Source organism: Arthrobacter sp. PvP023 (genome assembly GCF_017832975.1).
Classification (GTDB): domain Bacteria; phylum Actinomycetota; class Actinomycetes; order Actinomycetales; family Micrococcaceae; genus Arthrobacter.
Window position 1 is genome coordinate 892,250 of the sequence record NZ_JAFIBI010000001.1, and the last position, 21,056, is coordinate 913,305.

The following is a 21,056-nucleotide window of genomic DNA, read 5'->3' on the forward strand; positions in this document are numbered from 1 at the left end:
TCCATTTGGTGATGAAGACAATTAGCCCGAGTTAGCCTACGAGGGCCCGCGTGTGGTCGTTGAGGAACATTCCGCGGGGATCAAATTCGCGGCGGACCTGCATAAAGGTGTCCAGTTCCGGGTAAAGGCGCTCAAGGCGGGTCCGTGTCATGAAGTGGATCTTCCCCCAGTGGGCCCGCGGCTCGAATTCCTGCAGGACAGCGTCGGCATCCCGGAAGAACTGCCAGTAGTCGGTTCCCGGCTGGGTGGTCAGCGTGATGACAGTGCTGTCACGGCCTTGGAACTGGGACATGTAGGCGTCGTCGGCTTTCACCCAGCGGACTTCCACAGGGTACTTCTGCTCGCGGTACCTGCTGCGGATCAGGTCCTGGATGGCCTCGACGGCGGCCAAACCGTCCTCACTGCGGACGAAGTACTCCAGTTCATGGAACTGCGTGGTGAAGCCGCCGGGATAGATCCGGTACGAACGGTCCCGCCGGGCACCTTCAACGCCTGAGATCTGGCGTTCGTCCTGGACGTCCACGATGTTGTACTTCTTGGTGTAGCTCCGGCCGCCCATCCGGTAATCCGGCGAACCCGGCAGGTCCAGAAGCTCGCACGAGTCGTCTTCGGGGCACCAGAGAAAGGAGTAATGCCTGTTGGAATCGATGTCGGACTGCCACGTTTCCGCAGTTTCCGCCCAGGTGGGGTAGGTGATCTCTTCCTGCAGGTAGTACCTGTCTTCGACCGCCAACTCGACTTCCAAGAAGATTCCCAACGTGCCCAGGGCTACCTGCGCGGCGCGAAGTTCGCGGAGCTGGCCCTCGCCAATCTCCACGATTTCGCCGTAGCCGTTGATGAGCTTCACCCAGCGCAGCTTGGAGGAGAAGCTGCCAAGGTCTTTGCCGGACCCGTGGGTGCTGGTGGCCAGGGCACCTGCGATCTGCTGCTTGTCGATGTCGCCCTGATTGCTGAGCGCCAGTCCCTTGTCCCACAACGCGTCCCCAAAGGCGTTGATGGTGGTACCGGCCAAGGCCCGGGCGCGGCGCCCCACCCGGTCGGTGCCGGTGATGGCGGAGAGGCCGGACATGTCCATCAGGACGCCGCCGGTTTGAACCAGGGGTGAAGACGAATGTCCTGAGCCGACCGCCCGCACAGGCAGGCCTTCGCGGATGGCGAAGCGGACGGCGTCGAGCGCTTCCTGTTCATTCACGGGCCGGACCGTAAACGCCGGCGTGGCGCTTTGGTTCCCGCCCCAGTTGGTCCAGGTGACGTCCGTGCCGAAGGGGGCGGAGGGCGTGGAGGCACCTGCCAAGGAGGCGGGACGGGAGACGTTGGTGGTCATGGTGAAAGCTCCATTGCTTGTCTGGGTGCTCATGCGCTGTGGTTGATCATGACGTGCTTGGTGCGCGAGTAATCATCCAGGGCGTAGAGCGACAGGTCGCGGCCGTAGCCGGATCCCTTGAATCCGCCCCACGGTACCTCGCAAGCCAGGACCAGGTGGGCATTGACCCAGACGGTGCCGAAGTCGAGTTGCTTGGGAATCCGCAGGGAGAGGCTGGAGTCCTTGGTCCATACCGAGGCGGACAGGCCATAAGGGCTCTCGTTGGCCCGGGTGACGGCTTCTTCGGTGGTGCTGAAGCTCTCGACGGTGACTACGGGGCCGAAGATCTCGTGGGTGGCGATGTGCGCGCCAGCCGGGACGCCGCTGATGACCGTTGGCTCGATGAAGTAGCCGGGGCCTTCCAATGCCGAGCCGCCAATGGCGATATCAAGGCCTCCGGCCCGGGCTTCGGCGAGGGATTCCTTAACACGCTCGAAGTGGGGGCGGGAGATCATGGGACCGATTTCGACATCGTCCCCTGCCGCCGGAGTGCCCACTACCAATGTGCCAACCTCCCGGACCAGGTGCTCCGTGAATTCTGCCGCCACGGACTCATGGACCAGAACGCGGCAGGCGGCACCACAATCCTGGCCGGCATTCCAGAAGCCGGCGTTCCGGACTCCAGCGGCGGCCGCGCGGAGATCGGCGTCCGGGAAGACAACGACTGGAGCTTTGCCGCCGAGCTCCAAGTGGACGCGCTTCACGGACTTTGCGGCGGTTTCCGCAACGGCCTGGCCACTGACGACGCTGCCCGTCAGCGCCACCAAGGCGACGTCAGGGTGCTCGGAAAGCCGCTGCCCAACCGTCCTTCCCTGACCGGTGATGACATTCAGGATGCCATTGGGGATGCGTCCGGCCACGAGTTCGGCCAGCTTCAGCGTGGACAGCGGGGTCTGCTCGGAGGGCTTCAGGACGATGCTGTTGCCAGCGGCGAGAATCGGTGCGATCTTCCAGGCGGCCATCAGCAGCGGGTAGTTCCAGGGGGTGATGACGCCGACGACGCCCACGGGTTCGCGGAGGATCACGGAGGTGTGGCCGGTGGCGTAGTCGCCGCCGGCCATCGACGTCAGCGTGCGGGAAGCGCCGGCCATGAAGCGGAAGGTGTCAATGGTGCTGGTGATATCATCCTCGGCCACGGCGTGTGGCTTGCCCGTGTTGGCGGACTCGATGACCTCGAACGCTTCGCGGTTGGCCTCGATGATGTTGGCGATCAGGTTCAGGACATCAGCCCGTTCCTTGGGGGTGGTGGCTCCCCAAGATTTCTGGGCTGCGACGGCGGCTTCAACGGCGACGTCGACGTCGGCAGCGGTGCCTTCCTGGACGGATGCGATGACCTGCTCAGTGGCGGGGTCCACGACGTCGATGAACTGCTGGGAGGAGCCCGGAACAAACGATCCGTTGATGAAGTGGCCAGCGGGCGGGAGCGGCAGCGGCACGGCACCGGCGGAAGCCGGGTCAGCGGAGGAACGTCGGACGGTGAACTGTTCGGCCTGGGTGGCGGTCATGATGGTTCGCTTTCAGATGAGGTCTGGGGTGAGTGCAGGGGAAGGAAAGGCGGCGGGTTCCGTCTTTTGACGGAATACGCGGGCAGCGACGTAGTAGAGGGGAGCAACCACTACCAGCCCGACGATCCAGGAGATGTCCACGCCGCCCATCGCGGCGGCCAGCGGGCCTGTGTAGATCGCGGTTGCCGAGAACGGGACCTGGATCAGGGCGCCTGCTACGTAGGAGCCGATGGCGACCCAATTGAACCGCCCGTACACACCGCCGTCGCGCTTGAAGAAGTCTTCCACCCGGTAGTCGCCATGCCGGAGAAGGTAATAGTCCACCAGGTTGATGGCCGTCCAGGGAACCAGCACGTACATCAGGAAGGACAGGAAGTTGGTGTAGAAGAGGATGAAATTGTCGCGGGCAAACAGGGCGATGCTGACGGCGAGAACGAAGAGGATGACTGCAGCGATGCTGCGGGTCTTGGCGCGCGGCAACCACGTCGGCTTGAACGTCTGCCCGATGGTGAGGGTACAAAGAACACCGCAATACAGGTTCATGGCGTTCGACGCCGCGACGCCCAGACAGAAGATGCCGACGATGATCAGGGTCCACGGCTGGAGCAACGCGCCCAGGCTGCCGACGATCTCCGCGTCGCCGGCGCTCACGGTCATGGCGAGCGTTCCTACCAGCGCGCCAAGGATCATGGGGAACAGAGTGCCCAGGACGCAGCCTGAATACGAGGCCCAGAACGCAGGGCCGGATCCTGTGCCTTGCGGCATGTAGCGGGAGTAGTCGGAGACGTAGGGTGCGTAGGCCAACTGCCACAGGGCGGAGACGGAGATGGTCCCCATGAAGCCAACCCAGTTGAAGTTGCCTTGCTCCAGGAAGCTGGCCGGCAGGCCGTGGACCACGAGGATCCAGCCGAAGGCCAGCAGCAAGGCCAAACCGGCGGCGACGCTCAGGAAGCGTGCATACGCGTGGATGAGCCTGTAACCGAAAATCGTGGCGATAACGCTGACGACGCCGATAATGATGATGCCCGCGTCAACGCTGATGCCCGGGCTGACTGCGGCCATTGCTTCGCCACCGAACACGAGGTTCGCGGCGAAGAAGCCGACGTACATGACCACCACGATGACCACGATCAACAACGCACCGAAGGAGCCGAACTGGCCGCGCGTCTGGATCATCTGTGCCACGCCCAGTTGCGGGCCCTGGGCGGAGTGCAGCGCCATGAAGATGCCGCCCACAACGTTGCCGATGATGATGCCCACGATCGCCGGCACAAAGCCGAGGCCGAACACTGTGGTGGCGAGTCCGCCGGTCACGATGGTCATGATCATGATGTTGGAGCCGAACCAGATGGTGAAGAGGTCCCTGGCTTTGCCGTGGCGTTCGTTGGCCGGGATGGGCTGGATGGTCTTATCTTCGAGCCGCGGTACTTCTGTTGCCGGAGTGTCAGTGCTCATGATGCGGTCCACGTGGCTTCTTGAAGTTCACGGACAGGGGTGGCCTTGCTGCGGTTAACCATGAGCCCGAGAAGGTCGAAGACCAGGGTGGCCGCGGCGAGGGTGGTGATGTCCGCATGGTCGTAGGCCGGTGCGACCTCCACGACGTCGGCGCCCACAATATTGATGCCGTTCAGTCCGCGGAGCAGGGCAAGGAGCTCACGGGAATGGAGCCCGCCCATCTCCGGGGTGCCCGTGCCGGGTGCGAAGGCGGGATCCAGGACGTCGATGTCGATGGAGACGTACACCGGGGTGTCGCCGAGCCGGTCCTTCACCTGGGCGATGGCCGCCGGAACACCGATGACGTCCAGGTCCGAGCAGCGGATGATCTGGAATCCGAATTCGTGGTCGCGGAGGAAATCGTTGCGGTCATAGACCGGTCCGCGGATGCCCACATGCATGGACTTGTCCTCCACAAGCAGGCCTTCTTCAAATGCCCGCCGGAAGATGGTTCCATGCGTGACCGGCTGATCAAAGTACGTGTCCCAGGTGTCCAAATGGGCGTCGAAGTGCAGCAAAGCCACCGGACCGTGGACCTTGTTCAGGGCCCGCAGCATGGGCAGCGCGATGGTGTGGTCGCCGCCGATGGAGATGAGCCGCTTGTCCTCCCTGATCAGGGGCAACGCCTGCTCCTCGATTTCACGGACTGCCCGGGTGATGTCGTAGGGAGTGCACGCAATGTCGCCGGCATCCACAACCTGGGCTTCGTACACGGGCTCTACGTCGAGCTCGGGGTGGTAGCCGGGGCGCAGGAGGCGTGAGGCCTCGCGGACCGCGGCAGGACCGAAACGGGCGCCGGGCCGGAAGGAGGTTCCGCCGTCGAAAGGTACACCAACAATTGCGATGTCGTAGTCCGGGACGCGGTCAATTTGGGGGAGGCGGGCGAAGGTGCCGAGGCCTGCATACCGGGGGACTTTGGTTGCGTCGACAGGGCCGATGGGCTTGTGCGTTGTCATGCCGGATCCTTGGGTTGAGGGGTGCTCGCCATTGAGCGGGAACTAAGTAATTCCATTGTTGGTGACGCGGATCACCGCGGATAGCGCTACATTGACTACAAATGGCCGAGGCGCTTAGACGAATGTCTAAGTACCGCCCCAGCAGGCCGGGAATCAAGGAACCAGGACGGAATCCGATGGCAATCACCGTGGCCGAGCTCGTGGCTGAACCGCAGCTGGGGCTCACCCTCATTGCCGGCGCGGCCGGGCGGGACAACCGCATCACGTGGGCCCACACCTCCGACCTTCCCCGGCTCTGGGAATGGGTCACCGGCGGGGAACTCATGATGACCAACGGCCTGTCCATACCCGCCGATGCCCCGGGGCAGGTGGCGCTCGCAGAGGCCCTGATGGATTCGGGCGCCAGCGCCTTGGCCATCGGCGAGAAAATGCATGCGCCCCCGCTGCTTCCGGAGTTCCTTGACGCCTGCGACCGGCTGCCGCTGCCCCTGATCAACATCCCCTACCCGTTGCCGTTCATCGCGATCGCCCGCTCGGTTGCCGAATCTTCCCTGCTCGAAGAGTCCCGCCGCCTGCGCCAGACGGCCCGCGTTTACGATCTGCTCAGAACGGCGGGGGCCTCCGAGGACCATTGGCAGAGCCTCGTCCAAAGATTGGCGACGGAACTGGACGCTGAACTCTTCGTGGTGGATCGTCGCTGCCTTCACCCCTGGCATCCCGACGGGCAATCACTGCCGGCGTTCCTCGCGGACGAGTGGGCGCCGCTCTCCGGGCAGGTGTCCCTGGCGGGCAAGAACTTCCAGTGGCATCGGGTCAGGGGCCGCCACGTGTTGACCATGGACATCCCCACCCACGCCAACGCGCTCCTCGTGGTGCTGCCCAGGAGCGAACCGCACCCGGACGCCGTCGTACTTTTGCATGCGGCAACCGTGCTGGGACTCCAGCTTTCGCGCATTGTTCTGTCGCTGGAAGGGCAGCATCGGCTGGCGGGTGAGTTCCTGCTGCAGGCAATGGAAGGCCGGCTTGGGACGGCGGAGATGGAAAGCCGGTTAGCGGCTTTCGGCGTCCCGGCGCAGGATTTTATGGTCGCGTCGATCTCGGCGGACGACGGCGAACAGCTGGCTAACGTCCACATTGAACTTTGGCGTCATGGAGTTTCAGCGGCCTCCTTGAGGCGGAACAACAGGCTTCACGTTGTGGTGCCGGCGGATGTCCCCGACGACGTGCTGGTGCACTGTGCCGGGTCCAGTGCCGCGATGGGCATCAGCGCCCCGACGACGGTTGCCGGCATTCAACGGGCATTGCAGGAGTCCCTCTGGGCGCTGGGATCGGCCCGGGCCAACAAGCTGGGGCTGGCCCGGTACGCGCAAGGTCCGTCGTGGCTGGGGCTGACCGGCTTCGAGGAAGGAACCGCGCTGGTCCGTCGGCTTTTGGGTCCGATTTTTGAATACGAGCAGAGCCAGGAAGGCGATCTTATAGTCACGCTGAGGACGTATTTGGACTCGCAGCGTTCGTGGCAAAAGACTGCTGCTGCCCTGTTCGCGCACCGGCAAACCATCATCTACCGGCTACGGAAAATCGGTGAGCTGACGGGGTTGGACATGGGTGAAACGTCCACGCTTGCACAGTTGTGGTTCGCGCTGCAGATTCACGAGGCGATGCGGCGGTAGTTACGCCCGACGGCGCCGGGCGGGGGTTATTCGCGGTTGTACGAGGCGCAGTTCGCGGCTCCGGTGGCGGAGGGTTGGGGAGCGGGCGCGGTCTTTTGAGACCGCGCCCGCTGCAGGTGTGCCGGGTCGTGCAGGCGCTTCGCCAGTACCTGTGGGACGCCTGCTTTGGATCAACGCTGAGGCTTATGCCGGCACGCCCACGAGATGGCCGGCCGTGAGGGGCAAGCGCTGCCCGTTGATCTGTTCTGCCTCCAGATCGAAGATTCGCTGTACAGCGTCGGCAAGGACACTGACGTCGGTGTAGCCCGGAAATTTCCGTTCCGGCTGGGCTGCGCGCATCCGGTCATCGACCAGAGCCTTGACGACGAAGACCAGGGCGGCTGAGTGCTGAGCGGAGTGGGGGCTTCCATTTCCGCCCTGCAGGTGCCGGAATCCGTCGGCCACGGCCAGGGTCCATGCCTCGGCGGCGGACTTGACGGCGGCATAGGCGGCGCCGCCCGCTGTCGGCGAGGCGGCGGACTGTGCGGAAACGACGGCCAGGCGGCCTGCAGGGGAGGCAGCCAAATCGTCGTAGAAAGCGCGGCTGGTGTTCCTCAATGTGGTGAGGACGCTGGTGTGCAGGAAGTCCCAGTCTTCATCCGTCTGACCGGTAATTCCGGTACCGCCCCGCCACCCTCCGACAAGATGGATCAGTCCGTCCACGGGACCCAGATCGTTCCGGACAGACGCCGCCAAGTCCTCAACGGCTTGCAGGTCCGCGAGGTTGCAGGCATAGCCCGTGACGTTGTCGTACGCGGCCGCGAGCTCCTGCACCCGGTCCTGAAGGATGTCCACGGCGGCCACGCGTGCCCCTGCTTGCGAGAGGGCATGGACTACCGCGAGGCCTGCGGCGCTGGTCGAACCGGCGACGACGACCGTACGCCCCGAGAGGTCCTGGCTCATGCGCCCGCCTCGCCCTCAGTCTTCACAGGGCTCTGCCCGGTGATCCCGGCAGTTGATTCGATGACGGGGCGCATCTTCTTCTCCAGTGCTTCGTAGAACATCGACAGGGGGAATTCGTCGTCCAGGATCTGGTCCGTCAGACCCTTGGGCGGACCGTCCAGCGGAAGGGCATCGGGTCCCTTGGCCCACACGGATGAGGGGTTTGGGGTGAGGGTTTCCGAGACGAGATCATAGGCAGCGAGCCAGTGTGCGGTCTTCGGCCGGTCGATGGAACGCCAGTAGAGTTCCTCGATGCGGACTCCCAGTTCAACGACGACGCCGGCGACGTCCGCCCAGTCGATGCTCAGCTTCCCGTCGGTCCAGTGCAGGACCCGGTGCTGGTGCATCCAGGCGAACAGCAGTTGCCCGCCCACGGCGTCGTAGTTACGGACCCGGTTCCCTGTGATCGCGAAGCGGAAGATGCGGTCGAAGATCACGGCGTACTGGACCAGCTTGGCGTGCTTGCGCGCATCCTCCGAAGCGTTCTCGTCCTTCTCGATGATGACGGACTCGCGGAACGCGGTCAGGTCGCAGCGCAGCTCCTCGAGGGAGTACAGGAAATACGGCATCCGCTGCTTGATCATGAACGGGTCAAAGGGCAGGTCACCGCGCATGTGGGTCCGGTCATGGATCAGATCCCACATCACGAAGGTCTTCTCCGTGAGGTGCTGGTCGTCGATGAGTTCCGCGGCGTCAGCCGGCAGGTCCAAGGAAGTGATGTCGGCAGCAGCTTTGAGGACGCGACGGAACCGGGCAGCTTCGCGGTCCGCGAAGATACCTCCCCACGTGAAGGACGGGGTGCTCCGGACCGCTACGCTCTCGGGGAACAGAACGGCGGAGTTCGTGTCATAGCCGGGCGTGAAATCGATGAAGCTGATGGGGACGAACAGCTTGTTGGAGTAGTTTGTTGCCTCCAGGTCAGCCACGAATGAAGGCCAAATGACCTCGATGAGGACGGCCTCGAAGTAGCGGTTCGTGCTGCCGTTCTGCGTGTACATGGGAAACAGAACCAGATGCGGCAGCCCGTCGATGCGCCACTGCTCGGGGTGGAAGGCTACCAACGAGTCGAGGAAATCCGGTACGACGAAGCCCTCGGACGACCACCGCTGGAAGTCCTGCACGAGCAGGTCAAGGTAGTCGGTGTCGTGGGGGAGGTGGTGGCGCAGATCGTTGATTGAGTCCGTAATGATGCCGACATTCTGGCGGGCCTGGTCATGGTCAGCAGGTTCCGGAACGGAACCGTCCTGTACTTGAACCTGCTGCAGCCCGACGACGGCTGCCTTCAGAGCCTGCCATGCGGGGAGCGTCTTGAGGTCTTCTGCCCGGATGGCTGTCATTTCAGGGATTGCGATTACAGACATGCTCTTTCCTTCCGTTGAGGGGATTCCTGAAGAAGCTAGCAGTGCGTAAGCATCCGTGAAGCACTATTCCAATATGCATAAGAGATACTTTTGCTCCGGGACTGCTCTTGAGCGCAATGCCTGTGCCTGACCTTGGGGTCGGTGCTTGTAAGACATCCCAGAAACGGCGTACCACGATGAAGCAGCGGCGGTCTTGGGACCAGTGGTGGTTCGGCTCCTGCACCCTGTGCCCTCAGTGGCATTGTCTGCTCGCCGCCTATCGAGGCGCCATACCAGATCATCAGGGCTGCTTAGCCACCGGGCAGGATCAAATCAGCAACTCTTGGGCTCGGATTGGATTGCCACCGCCTATGCGTAAGGACTTGACCCGTCGGACGTGCAACATTCGCCACGCCAAAAGTCGCCTCCTTTGCCTGTGTTAGCTTGATCACCGTCCTTCCCGGCCCGAGGGCTTCGGGAGGCCCCAATTCACCGCAGCTACCTTTTCGGAGGCACCATGGGACTTGGCTCCCACACACAAAGAAGTGATCGGACTATGGCGGCCTATCTGCTCGACATGGCAGTCGCAGAAGCCTGCACTGGTCGAGCCGCTATTGGCACCGGGAACCCGACCCGGCCCGAAACGATATCCCGGGGTGGTGCTGCATGACACCACCGATCGGAACTCTCACAGAAATCAAGCCCGATGGAACAGAGCGGTCTTCCCTTGCGACAGCGGCAGGTCACGCTTCCGGCGGATCCACCAACGAACTCAAGCGCGGGCTAAACCACCGCCACCTGCAGATGATCGCCATTGGCGGCGCGATCGGTACCGGCCTGTTTGTGGCCTCGGGCAGCACCATTTCCCAGGCGGGTCCCGGCGGTGCGCTGGCCGGCTACGCGCTGGTCGGGCTGATGGTATTCCTGTTGATGCAGTCACTGGGCGAGATGTCGGCCAAAATTCCGGTTGCCGGTTCGTTCCAGTCCTTTGCCACCCGTTTCGTCTCCCCGTCCTTTGGGTTCGCGATCGGCTGGAACTATTGGTTCAACTGGGCCATCACGGTGGCCGCAGAGCTGGTGGCGGCCGGAATCATCATGGACTTCTGGTTCCCGGGGGTCCCTGGATGGGTGTGGGCCGGGATCTTCCTGCTGGTGCTGACCGGGCTCAATGCCCTCTCGGCCAAGGCCTTTGGTGAGTCGGAGTTCTGGCTCTCACTGATCAAGGTCAGCGCAGTGGTGCTCTTCCTGATCGCTGGCGTCCTGATGATTTTCGGCATCCTCGGGGATAACTCTCCGGGACTGAGCAACTGGGAAAACCGCGATGACGTGTTCCACGGGGGTTGGGTCTCGATCATCTCGGTCTTCATGGTCGCCGGGTTCTCCTTCCAGGGCACCGAGCTCGTAGGAGTGGCCGCCGGCGAAGCGAAGAACCCGCGCCGCGAGGTGCCGAAGGCTATCCGCACTGTCTTCTGGCGCATCATGCTTTTCTACATTGGCGCCATCTTTATCATCGGCTGCCTCATCCCGTTCACCGATCCGAGCCTGCTGGCCTCCGGTGAGTCCGATATTGCCTCATCGCCCTTTACGCTGGTCTTCTCCCGCGCCGGAATCGCCTTCGCGGCGGCCCTGATGAACGCAGTGATCCTGACCGCAATCCTGTCAGCGGGCAACTCCGGACTGTATGCCTCCACCCGGATGCTTTACGCCATGGCCCATGACGGCATGGCCCCGAAGGTCCTCGGCCGAACTAATGCGCGTGGTGTTCCGATCGCGGCGTTGCTCGCGACGGCGGCCGTGGGACTCTTCGGGTTCCTCTCCGCGATCGTCGGGCAGGGTGCGGCCTACTCCTGGCTGCTGAACATGTCGGGCCTGTGCGGCTTCATCGTCTGGGCGGGAATCGCGGTCTCCCACTACCGTTTCCGGCGCGGCTTCCTGGCCCAGGGAAACAAAGTCAGCGACCTGCCGTACAAAGCATCCCTGTTCCCCATTGGTCCGCTGCTGGCCTTCGCCCTGCTCATACTGGTCATCGCGGGACAGAACTACGAGGCTGTGCTTGCCGGACGGTCCGTGGAGGTGCTTTCCTCCTACATCGGGTTACCAGTCTTCATCGTTCTATGGCTGGGTCACCGCTATATCACCAAGTCCAAAGTAGTGCCGCTGCTCGAGATGGATCTCACGGCACCTAAGGACGTCGAGAACGAACCTAGGGGTGCCACCCAGTAACTAGGCCAGAAAGAGGGAAGCCGGGTGCGAACAGCACCCGGCTTCGCTCCTCCCTCAGGTCCGTAACGGGTGGGCGGGCTGCAGGTGGCGTCCCGGGCGATGCCGCTGGGTGACGTGCAGGCGTTCATCCAGTACTCGCGGCAGTTCACTTTGCCGCTGGCGCAGCTGGGGTCCAAGGCCAACCTGCTGCAGTCCGGGGTTTCTGTAGACGGGGCTGGGTGGGGGCGGCTGGTGTTTGAATCTGTTTCCGTCTCGTATTCGCCGGAAAAACCGCTGATTTCTTCGCTTGGTGGCCGAGCCGGGGCAGACGGTGGCGATTGTGGGGCCGACCGGTGCCGCCAACACCACGCTAGTGAACCTGGTGATGCGGTTCTACGAGCTGGACGCCGGGCGGATAACGCTCGACGGCGTCGATGTCACCTCGGTGCCGCGGCGTGAGCTGCTGCCCTCGCGGCTGGGCATGGTGCTGCAGGATACGTGGCTGTTCGGCGGGACCATCCGGGACAACATCGCGTACGGCCGGCCTTCGGCTACCGAAGACGAGATCCTGGAGGCGGCGCGGGCGACTTATGTGGACCGGTTCGTGCGGTCCCTGCCTGAGGGGTACGACACGATGCTGGAGGACGAGGGGTCCAACGTTTCCGTAGGCGAGAAGCAGCTGCTGACGATTGCCCGGGTGTTCCTTGCACGGCCGTCGGTGCTGATACTGGACGAAGCGACGTCCTCGGTGGACACCCGAACCGAGGTGCTGGTGCAGAAGGCGATGCGCGCTGCGGTCCGACCGGACTTCTTTTGTGATCGCGCACCGGCTGTCCACTATCCGCGACGCCGACCTCATCCTGGTGATGGAGACCGGGCAGATGGTGGAGCAGGGGGACACACTCGTCGTTGCTGGCGGCGGGCGGGGCCTATGCGCGGTTGTATGCGGCGCAGTTCGCGGCTCCGGTGGCGGAGCTATAAGGGGACCGCCCAAACGAGCAGTGCCGTCCGCTGGGATACTCGATGACAGTCCTACTTGAGTTTTGTACCCCAGTTTGTCGTCCACGCTTCGTTGATTGCATCGGTGAAAAGAAATAAACCACCAATCGCTATTGCCAGTCCTGAAAACGTGTGAACTGCAGGGCGCCAATTCCGCTGGCGGCCCTTACGTGGCAATGGATCGGTAGCGGCAAATATCTGCCCAAGGCCACCCAGGGCGATAAGGCCGGTGCCGATGAATGTGTTCACAACCTTCCCTAGAGTCAGGAATTGAGCTAGAACGGTAATCCAGAGTATGGCTGTCACTCCAGAGAAAATGGATAGCGCTGCAATCTCGGTGCCAGCTAGTTTCGGTCGTGAATTCTGTTTAGCCATGGCGTCTGTGCGCTCAACGGCGAACCGCTTCAGTTCGGTAAGCTCGGAATCGGAAAACTGAACCTTTTCGCTGTCATTGAAATCGGAAACTTTATTGCCGTCGGTCGTGTGCATCATGAATTTCCCCGAATGTTCGATCTGTAACGCTCCTTAGCGTAACTGGTGGTTAGTGAATTTGACTCACGTTACTCAAGCGAACGGAAGGCGAGGGGCTTTGCGACTTCGATACAGGTAGTTGCACTGGTTGGTAGGTATCCACGGTCAGGGCAAGTGATATCTAGGATTTTGGCTGGAGGTGACGCCACGCGCTGCACGGCCGCCCTGTGTAGGTTGGCCCCCCTTAGTTCATTCGGTAGCAATGAAGAACCCTCGAACTGTTCCGCGACGAAGCCCGCTGCACCAAGCTGCACGCCTACGTCACCGACGCGTCAGCCACGGCCACCGGGCCCGATGCTGGGCCACCCGGACATGTCTGACGCCCGCCCGTGAAGCCGTCCTGGACGGAACCCCCTAGACGGCGGAGTGGACCACATCAAATCGTACGACCTCCAGTACCCCCTAAGCCCCGGCCTAATCCGGCAGCAACACGACCACCCCCGTCGAGTTTCGGACAATTAGCAGAGCCAAGGCGCCTGCGCCTGCTGTGGACGAGATTCTGGAGGCGGGGGAGGGGGCCACGTAGATGGACCAGTCGTGCGGTCGTTGCCCGAGGAGTACGACCGTGCTGGACGGAGGGCGCCAACGTATTCGCGGAGGGAGAAGTAGCCGCGGACGATTACGCGGGCATTGCCTAAGAGCCTGCATACCTGGACGTCCGCGCTGATCCTGGACGAGGCGACGAACTCCTTGGACGCCCGCACCGAGGTGCAGGCCCAGAAGGCGATGCGTGTTTGGGGAGCGACCTGACGAGCTTCTGAACGCACACCTGCTCCCGTGGCGGAGGTTCAAGCACGCGTTCGAGAAGACAGATAACAGACACATCGAGTGCGCGGCTGACCACGAGCCCTATAGACCTGTATAGGAGGTCAACTGCCTAGTCTGGCGAATCTTCACGACTTGCTTTTACACAACGGCTCACACGTTGTGAGGGGGTAAGTCGTTCGCTGACCTGATCGCGTTCGAGAGTCTGTCTAGGTGGGGCCAGAGGTCCTCATACCACGCGTCCTTGCCACTTTGCAGATTGACCATTGCCCTCGCTGTCGTGATTTTGCTTGGCTTGGTTTCCATACCCTGGAACGTCTTAGCCAAGGGGGATTCGTACCTTGACTTGGGAACCTCGTAAACTTTGTCAGGGTACTCCGCGGCGATTGCTTTGACCAGCTCTTCCTGCAATGCGTAGTTCTCAAGGGTGTACCCGTCGGTCACCCAACTAAGGGCCCCTATTGACGCTACTTCCTGTATCACTCGTTGTTTTGTCGCGTTTACGAGCTCGCCGGCACTCTTCTTGTCGTAGTCGATGAGAACGGCCAAGTTACGATTGATATTCAGAAGAGAGACGAATTCATCCGTTGCCTTATCGTCCACGGCCAGGTGATTAAGGAGCGCACCACCATAGAACATTATCGAATAGTGTGCTCCCTCGATGAGGTTTGAATCGATAATCGACAACCAGTGGTTGACATATATCCGATCTGAGGGGCCTTCCACCCAGATGAGGTAGTTCGACTGGACCAAGTCGGAAGCCTTGTTTCCAAGATCCGAGACCGCATGAGCGAGCGTTGCTGCCGAAGCGACCGGGGCAACTGCGCTAAAGTCTCCCTCCTTTGTTACGTGAGAAATTGTGGCAATTTCGGCATTCAAAAGTGCAGCGGAGTGCGTGGAGATCAGATAGCGGTTGTTTGTATGGTGGTGAAAATAAGAGATCAGTTTCCGTTGTAGGGACGGGTGCAGATGTATCTCTGGCTCTTCTATACAAATGAGTTTGTCCTGGATGATGGTCGCCACTGCAGCCAAAATAACCACTTCGCTAATGCCCGTACCCAGGGAATCGAGCGCCATCGCCTCGCCCTTTGATGTTGCGACGTGCATCGTGTCCTGATCCATTGGTACTTCGAGCTGCGCTTCCGGGTCCTCGAGGACGTCCTGTACGAACGCCTCCAGTGCACTGAACTTCGCCTTGGCTACTTTGCGGTCTGCTATCGTCGGCCTTGCGAGGCGGGCGAGGTGAGGGATGAGTCCGCGGCCGTTCCGGAGGCCAGCCTCATGGTCATTCTGGTCGGCGGTCGCCGTCAGTTCTCGAATGGCATCGACCCAAGCAGTTTCCGGTATCAAGTCCCATGGCTTCGCGTGACTGAAGATCGCTGTTAGATTCGTTTGCGGATCGGAACTGGAGCCATGAGTGAGTTGCGAAGACAGTGCAGATAGGTGGCTAGTTTGAACGGATGGCTCCTGATCCGTGAATCGGCGGAATTGATCCAAGCTTGGAAAAATCCCCAACGAGGAATTGCCACTTGCTCCCAACAAGTTGAACTCCAACCAGACAACGTCCTTCGAGCCGCGCGTGTATGCCTCGCTGGCAAATGCCTCGGTTAGAGGGTTTCCTTCTACGTCCAGGCGAAACGCCTTGGTGAGGTCATCACCCTTTCTTAGTCCTAACGCAATTGTCGGATGATCGAGGTTCCCGGGGATGGGGGTATCCTCTCGGCGAGGAAAGATATCGCTCAATGGCACGGGGCCGCCATTTCGAAACAGGGGCAGCACGTCGTGCATCGCATGTAGAATGTTCGATTTGCCGACGTTATTCCGACCGACAACAAGGTGGACCTTGGCCATCGGGCCCACGAACGCCAGTTCTTCAGTACCAAAGCTTCTGTAGCCTCTTACTCCGAAGCCGGCCCAATTATCTAGCATGTGTCCCTCACCGTTAAAGTTTTAAATACAGCGAGCCATTCAGATTCTCTGCAGAAGGGTATTTTAAGTCAAAGCGAATCGCGGGTACGACGAGGGCGAGCCTGTCTTTCTCGTATTCGCCGGACAAGCCGCTGATTTCATCTTTGTCTCTTGTGGCGGAGCCGGGGCAGACCGTGGCCATAGTGGGCCCGACGGGTGCGGGGAAGACCGCGCTGGTGAACCTGATGATGCGGTTCTACGAGCTGGATGCGGGGCGGATAACGCTCGACGGCGTGGACATCACTTCTATGCCGCGACGCGAGCTGCGTTCGCGGCTGGGGATGGTGCTGCAGGATACGTGGCTGTTCGGCGGGACCATCCGGGACAACATCGCGTATGGGCGGCCTGGGGCTACTGAATCCGAGATTCTGAAGGCGGCCACGGCCACTTATGTTGACCGGTTCGTGCACTCGCTGCCCGAAGGGTACAACACCGTGCTGGAGGACGAGGGCTCGAATGTGTCGGCCGGTGAGAAGCAGTTGCTCACGATTGCCCGGGCGTTCCTGGCCAGGCCGTCTGTTTTGATCCTGGATGAGGCGACGTCTTCGGTGGACACCCGGACCGAGGTGCTGGTGCAGAAGGCGATGAGTGCTTTGAGGAGCGACCGTACTTCTTTGTCATTGCGCACCGCCTGTCCACCATCCGCGACGCCGACCTCATCCTGGTGATGGAGGCCGGCCTGATCGTGGAGAAGGGCACGCACGCTTCGCTTCTGGCCGCGGGCGGGACGTACGCGAGGCTGTATGCGGCGTAGTTCGAGCCTCCGGTGGCGGAGGTTTAGTCAACCCCACCAATTGGCGATCATCATCGAACGCGACAACCCACTAATGCTTCTGAGTTATCTCGTGAGGTACGGCCATCGCTCAGAAAATCCAACACAGCGGATGAAGCAGTCGCATCAAAAGGGAATGGTCCGTTGCTCACCCTTTCTGGACGACGAAAGTCGCAGTTCAGGGCGAATTGCGGATATTTGTGTTAACATACCTGACTCTTTTTGCCGCAAGGTTTATTCAACGAACAAACCTAACGTTCAAAGCCTTGGGCCCTTTGGGGCCATTTGAGGTCTCGAATACGAGTTCCGCCCCAATCTGAAGATCCAGCCAGTCACTCTTTGTGATGAGATCGGAATAATGAAAGAAGTACGACGTTCGTCCATGGCGTACGAAGCCAAATCGTCTCGCGACATCGATAGACCTTATTTGGCCAGTAACCCTCGACAGTGCGAGGGGATCGAGTTCCTCAATACCCGTTTGCAGTCGTTGCACGTAGTGCGCTGCCCGTCGGCTTAGATACTCGTCTTCCTCAGAAATGCGCGCCAGTTTTTGTGCCGTCGGCACTAAGAGTACGAGACCGTCCGTTATTTCGCGGTCCAGAATATCCACGGAGACGTAAGATGCAAGATTTAGAGCAGCCTCAATGAACTCAAGTCCTTGTGCAATTTTCCCAGTCTTATGACTGGCTTCTGATCCAGCAGATGCTGCCTTCATGGCCAGATTCAGGGCACTATGCGTCAAGTCTTTGGTCTGTTGCCGTTCAAGAATGCTAGAGCATGTGTCCATAGCTTCCATAAAGTCTTGGTTCAAGAAGTGCGCCTCGGCAATTTGAATCAGAATCTCCGGACTCGTAGGGTCCGTCCTAATCGCTTGACGTAGTACGGCCAAACCCCTGTTTACTTCTCCAGTTTGACCTATAAGATAGCGGCCGAAGTGGTAGGCGGTGACTTTCGAATCTCCACCCAGTTCGAGCGCTCTCTCATATGCAGAAACAGTGGCATTTCGGTCGTCTCTTTTCGCTTGGATGACGGCTTCAACGCGCCAAGCCTCTGGATAGGTGGGGGAAAGCGTCTGTGCTTCACGACATAAGGCAATTGCCGAATCAACACTACCTACGTTGGATAGACGCAGGGCCTCCACCAATAAACGTGCCGCAGGTACATCGTAGTGACCGCGGACATCTACGGAACGGGGGTCAAACTCGTTGGCCTTCCCAGATGCGGCCAGACTGACGCCAAGTGATGCCAGCGATCTAGAGCGGGCCATGATTTGGTCCCTGAAATTGGAAGTAACGGGGACATGTCGTGCTAGATACTGGCTTGCGAAGTCGCCGGACTCGTAGCTTGCGTCCAGTGTGGAGTCAGGAGATTGGGTCATCGCCACGAAGTTCGTGGTCATGAGTTCGAGTAATCTGACCTGGATTTCATCGGCCGCAAGTTCTGTCAGGTATGCCAGTTCTCCCTGGCTGCGTGCCCCACGCATGACTTGCATGCATTGAAGGACCATCCTGGCGGGCTCGCTAAGTTTGTCATAGACGTTGGACATGCAGAAGTCCAAGAGAAGGCTGTTGTCATTTACCAGCTCTGATGGTCTTTGCCCCGCTTGGACGCCGGCGACCAGCCACTTTATATAGAGTGGATGGCCCTGAAGTTTATCAACGAGTGACTCAAGGACATTATCGTCCATTGATTTTAGGAGCCGAACGTTCCGAATCGAAGCCAGAGCTTTGAGTAAGCTCTTCGATTCGGAGCTAGACAAAGGCTCTAGTTTCACGGGATTTTCCATCCCAAGGCCAATTCGACTTGTTATTAGGACCTTGCTGCCATTTGGAAGTTCGACGAGAAAATCCCTTAGGCGCTGATCGTTCACCGTCTCAAGGTTGTCTAGGATGAGGAGTACGCGAAAGTTTTCGAGATATTCGAGTACTTCAGAAACTGCATCTGCATGGGCCTTTGGCGCGCCTAGTTCTTCCGCTGCTGCTTCGAAGAGTCCCAAGGAGTCCTGAATTGCCCCACTGATGTTTCGAATTTCACCAGTGGTTAGGGTTGTGGCTTTAGCACTGACCCAGACGATCGCCTCAAAACCTGATTTTGTATCATCTAAAAGATCGTATGCGGCTTTTAGAGCTATTGAAGTTTTTCCGATACCGCCATCCCCAAGAATGGAAATCACTGGCCATGGTCCAAGTATTGCCTTTTTGATTCGCTGAAGTTCGCGACTGCGCCCGAAGAAGCCCGTCTCATCAAAGTCAGCCGCAGGGAGATTGTGGGCGGGTTGCGGAATCACGTCGCTAGGCAACTTGATTGTTAGACCCAGGACGTGCGCGGGATCAGACTCAAGCCTTGATATTGTTTCCGCTGTCGTAGGCCATGCACTAGCGGAAATGCGGGTTAAACCCTTGCACACATCCATAAGAGTAGGGACGTCGTCGACCTCCATAGGACGTGAGTGGGCGACGCGATTTCGGATGCTACCAAGCCGGGTCATGTAGGAGCGCACTTGACGAAGGGAGTCACTTACTTCCACGGCCAACTCGGCGACATTTGACAGCAGAATCTCGTATGAGTCGGCAAAGTCTAGGTATTCTACTAAGGTTGCGTCGGGTATAGCGCCCGGCTTTTGGCCAGCTTGGCTGTACCGCCGTGTCGCATTCGCCCGCGCTTGGTCGGGCCATTTGAATGGCGCCCTTTCGTTGCCGCACAGAACTAGCTCGCGAGCATCGCCCTCGACCGCGGAAATGAGTGCAAAGCATGTCAGTCTAGTCGCATTAAAGCGCATTTCTACCTCGTCTCTGGCTGCCGATCACGGAGCAGGTTTCGGCAGCGTTACCTGAAGGTACAAGAAAGTTTGGGCCGATCGAGGCAAGCGCGCCTCCGCGTGGCACGTTTCCCCGTGGGAGATGCTTCAGACCGGTTGTACCAAGACCGTTTGGATTGATCGCGGTAGGAACGACTCGAGCTGTAAGCACAGTAGGGCGGCAAAGTGAGGCGGCAGAGGGATGTTTCACCTTCTGTTGTGCTATACCACTCTTTCTAGCCCTGCTTTTTATATTGTCCGGACGGTCAGTCGTACTGCAATAGTATTTGCAGGAGGAGCCTCGGGGTTTTAAGGATTTTCCTCAGAATCGAACTCGCCTTGCCGGAAGAAGAGATGTGACTAAACCTGCTGATCATTTTGAAACACTCGAGATCCTTGGATCGACTTCCTCTTCGGTAGTCATAAAAGGAAGGCATTTCCAGTCCGGCCTGGTAACTGCTGTGAAAATGGCCAGGGTGGGGGCCGCTATCCAAAAACGGTTTTCACGAGAAGTGGAAGCTATGAGGGTGGCGGCTGGTCCTAGCGTCATGCCGGTCCTCGAAGCTGACGTCGACGGTGACTGGTACACGATGCCCCTCGCCACTCGTGAGCTCACTAAGGCCAGCGCAAGCTTGTCTGTGGAGGCACGAGAAGAATTAGCCTGCGAAACGGTAAGGGTTGTGGCTGATGCCCTGCGGGAATTTCATAGGCGAGGCCAAGTGCACCGCGACCTTAAACCACAAAACATTCTCTGGCTTGATGACGATGGAGAAGGCAGATGGGTTGTGTCCGATTTTGGTATAGCTCGAAATACTCCAGGTAGCACTACTTCTCAGTTAACTCAGGCTGGCGGGCTGTTGGGAACGACGGGATGGGCCGCGCCTGAGCTGCATCTCGACGCTCACATGGCCACTTCCGCAGCTGATGTCTACAGCCTCGGTGCTATCGTCGCCTGGATCCTCACAGGCTCTTTCCCGTCCATTTCATCAGTGCCACGTCCAGCCGGTCGATTCCGTTCGGTTGTTGTCAGGGCCACGCGAACAGAGCCAACTCGGCGGTATTCCACGATTGACCTGATGGTCGCCGCGATGGAAAGTGAAATAGTTTCCCATGTGGGACCGTTAAGTAGCCAATTTGCTGCGCTTATGAAGCCCCCGGTTAGCTACGATGCGCTAAGCAATTTCTTGGTTACCCACAGCGACAACCCTGAATTGCTCCTTGCGGAACTTCCGAGTCTAAGCAGCGCGGATCTCAATTCGTGGTTCTTGGTCGATGCTGAGGGCCTACTTGAGGTGGCGGAGCGAGTAAGCGGTATGTTGCAAGACGAGCAAGGTAGGGCTGGTCTGAGGCAGGAAGGCCTTCGCCCCCCACTTTCGTGGCTTCTCAGTGTTCTTCGGATTGTCGTGGGACATAACCGGGCCGAAGCGGCGGAGCGCCTCTCGATTGGCTTCTTCGAGGCTTTGGAGGCATGTGATCAGTGGCCGGTGAGTCAGGAAGCGGCTACCTGGTTCAAAGGTCTAAATACCAGCGACGCAGAAGTAATGATTGCGGCGGCGAAGGCATCCACTGCTGAGCACTATCTGCTTGGATACCTTGCGGACAGTTGGACAACGCCTAAAAGCGATGTTGTCCGCCGATGGTTGACCTAAACTGCGTCCGAGTGAGTCAGACTTTGATCTTAGGACGCTGCTAATGGGCGGTAGCATGTTCGAT

General features: G+C 60.0%; 12 protein-coding genes and 2 pseudogenes. 5 read left to right on the forward strand and 9 right to left on the reverse strand.

Annotation, left to right across the window (positions count from 1 at the left end; all coding sequences use genetic code 11):
• Positions 1 to 31: 31 nt before the first annotated feature.
• From JOE31_RS04160 to speB, 4 genes are read right to left on the reverse strand one after another with little or no spacing between them, the layout of a single operon-like run.
• Entirely contained in the window at positions 32 to 1,357 is a 1,326-nt protein-coding gene (locus JOE31_RS04160) for a D-arabinono-1,4-lactone oxidase (RefSeq protein ID WP_209742273.1), read from the reverse strand.
• Positions 1,354 to 2,868: an aminobutyraldehyde dehydrogenase gene (locus tag JOE31_RS04165; RefSeq protein ID WP_209742274.1), complete on the reverse strand. Its 1,515-nt coding sequence runs from the start codon at positions 2,866 to 2,868 to the stop codon at positions 1,354 to 1,356. Before JOE31_RS04165 ends, JOE31_RS04160 begins: the two co-directional genes overlap by 4 nt.
• A 12-nt stretch (positions 2,869 to 2,880) precedes the next feature.
• Positions 2,881 to 4,323 carry a cytosine permease gene (locus JOE31_RS04170; protein ID WP_209742275.1) on the reverse strand — a complete coding sequence of 481 codons (1,443 nt, stop codon included), beginning with the start codon at positions 4,321 to 4,323 and terminating at the stop codon, positions 2,881 to 2,883.
• A complete protein-coding gene (speB, locus tag JOE31_RS04175; protein ID WP_209742276.1) occupies positions 4,320 to 5,318 on the reverse strand; it encodes an agmatinase in 999 nt (332 codons plus the stop codon). The genes JOE31_RS04170 and speB overlap by 4 nt, the downstream gene beginning before the upstream one ends.
• A 176-nt stretch (positions 5,319 to 5,494) precedes the next feature.
• Here speB and JOE31_RS04180 point away from each other — a divergent pair, with 176 nt between their 5' ends.
• A complete protein-coding gene (locus JOE31_RS04180) occupies positions 5,495 to 6,988 on the forward strand; it encodes a PucR family transcriptional regulator (RefSeq protein ID WP_209742277.1) in 1,494 nt (497 codons plus the stop codon).
• Positions 6,989 to 7,171: 183 nt separating this feature from the next.
• Here the strand turns inward: JOE31_RS04180 and JOE31_RS04185 are convergent, their stop codons facing one another.
• Both JOE31_RS04185 and JOE31_RS04190 read right to left on the reverse strand, forming a co-directional pair.
• Positions 7,172 to 7,930: an SDR family NAD(P)-dependent oxidoreductase gene (locus JOE31_RS04185; protein ID WP_209742278.1), complete on the reverse strand. Its 759-nt coding sequence runs from the start codon at positions 7,928 to 7,930 to the stop codon at positions 7,172 to 7,174.
• On the reverse strand, positions 7,927 to 9,330 hold the full coding sequence (locus tag JOE31_RS04190; RefSeq protein WP_209742279.1) for a DUF6421 family protein: 1,404 nt from the start codon (positions 9,328 to 9,330) through the stop codon (positions 7,927 to 7,929). The genes JOE31_RS04185 and JOE31_RS04190 overlap by 4 nt, the downstream gene beginning before the upstream one ends.
• Positions 9,331 to 9,975: 645 nt before the next feature.
• On the opposite strand from JOE31_RS04190, the gene JOE31_RS04195 reads away from it, so the two are divergent.
• Both JOE31_RS04195 and JOE31_RS04200 read left to right on the forward strand, forming a co-directional pair.
• Positions 9,976 to 11,532, forward strand: coding sequence for an amino acid permease (locus JOE31_RS04195; RefSeq protein WP_209742280.1), 1,557 nt, complete (start codon positions 9,976 to 9,978; stop codon positions 11,530 to 11,532).
• Between the two features lie 69 nt (positions 11,533 to 11,601).
• Positions 11,602 to 12,492: pseudogene (locus tag JOE31_RS04200) on the forward strand (ABC transporter ATP-binding protein); the annotation flags it as partial.
• 51 nt (positions 12,493 to 12,543) lie between these two features.
• Here JOE31_RS04200 and JOE31_RS04205 read toward each other — a convergent pair.
• Positions 12,544 to 13,002 carry a hypothetical protein gene (locus tag JOE31_RS04205; protein ID WP_209742281.1) on the reverse strand — a complete coding sequence of 153 codons (459 nt, stop codon included), beginning with the start codon at positions 13,000 to 13,002 and terminating at the stop codon, positions 12,544 to 12,546.
• 957 nt (positions 13,003 to 13,959) lie between these two features.
• Positions 13,960 to 15,735, reverse strand: coding sequence for an AAA family ATPase (locus JOE31_RS04210; RefSeq protein ID WP_209742282.1), 1,776 nt, complete (start codon positions 15,733 to 15,735; stop codon positions 13,960 to 13,962).
• 101 nt (positions 15,736 to 15,836) lie between these two features.
• Here JOE31_RS04210 and JOE31_RS04215 point away from each other — a divergent pair.
• Positions 15,837 to 16,528, forward strand: a pseudogene (locus JOE31_RS04215) (ABC transporter ATP-binding protein); the annotation flags it as partial.
• Between the two features lie 256 nt (positions 16,529 to 16,784).
• Here the strand turns inward: JOE31_RS04215 and JOE31_RS04220 are convergent.
• A complete protein-coding gene (locus JOE31_RS04220; protein ID WP_209742283.1) occupies positions 16,785 to 18,833 on the reverse strand; it encodes an NB-ARC domain-containing protein in 2,049 nt (682 codons plus the stop codon).
• 866 nt (positions 18,834 to 19,699) lie between these two features.
• On the opposite strand from JOE31_RS04220, the gene JOE31_RS04225 reads away from it, so the two are divergent.
• Positions 19,700 to 20,992 (forward strand): serine/threonine-protein kinase, encoded by a 1,293-nt coding sequence (locus tag JOE31_RS04225; RefSeq protein WP_209742284.1) that lies wholly within the window; start codon positions 19,700 to 19,702, stop codon positions 20,990 to 20,992.
• Positions 20,993 to 21,056: the final 64 nt, after the last annotated feature.